Raw genomic sequence first — 408 nt, forward strand, 5'->3', positions numbered from 1 at the left:
GTCGGTCAGCCGCGAGATCTGGAGGCAGCGCTCGACGGCCGCCGGGACGTCGGGCACGCGGTACAGCCGGGAGTAGACGGCGAGGTTGTCCTCGACGGTCACGTCCACGTCGAGGTTGTCGAGCTGGGGGACCACCCCCATCTTCGAGCGGGCGATCTTCGAGTCGCCGGGCAGCTCGTGCCCGAGCACGCGGATCTCGCCCTCGTTGGCGATCACCTGGCCGGTCAGCATCCGCATCGTCGTCGACTTGCCCGCGCCGTTCGGGCCCAGGAGCCCGAGGCAGATCCCCTGAGGGACGTCGAGGTCGAGCCCATCGACGGCGGTGATCTCGCCGAAGCGCTTGACCGCCCCGCCGATCTCGATTGCGTTCATTTCCCCTTGGGCGGCCACGGCGGCCCAGGGTAGTAG

Annotated in this window: 1 protein-coding gene; it reads right to left on the minus strand. The window is 69.6% G+C overall.

Features of this window, described 5'->3' with window-relative positions:
• The coding region (locus I6F37_RS42620; RefSeq protein ID WP_225154770.1) for an ATP-binding cassette domain-containing protein at nucleotides 1-372 on the minus strand (372 nt) is incomplete at its 3' end.
• Nucleotides 373-408: the final 36 nt, after the last annotated feature.

This window comes from Bradyrhizobium sp. NBAIM08 (genome assembly GCF_020193935.1).
Classification (GTDB): domain Bacteria; phylum Pseudomonadota; class Alphaproteobacteria; order Rhizobiales; family Xanthobacteraceae; genus Bradyrhizobium; species Bradyrhizobium yuanmingense.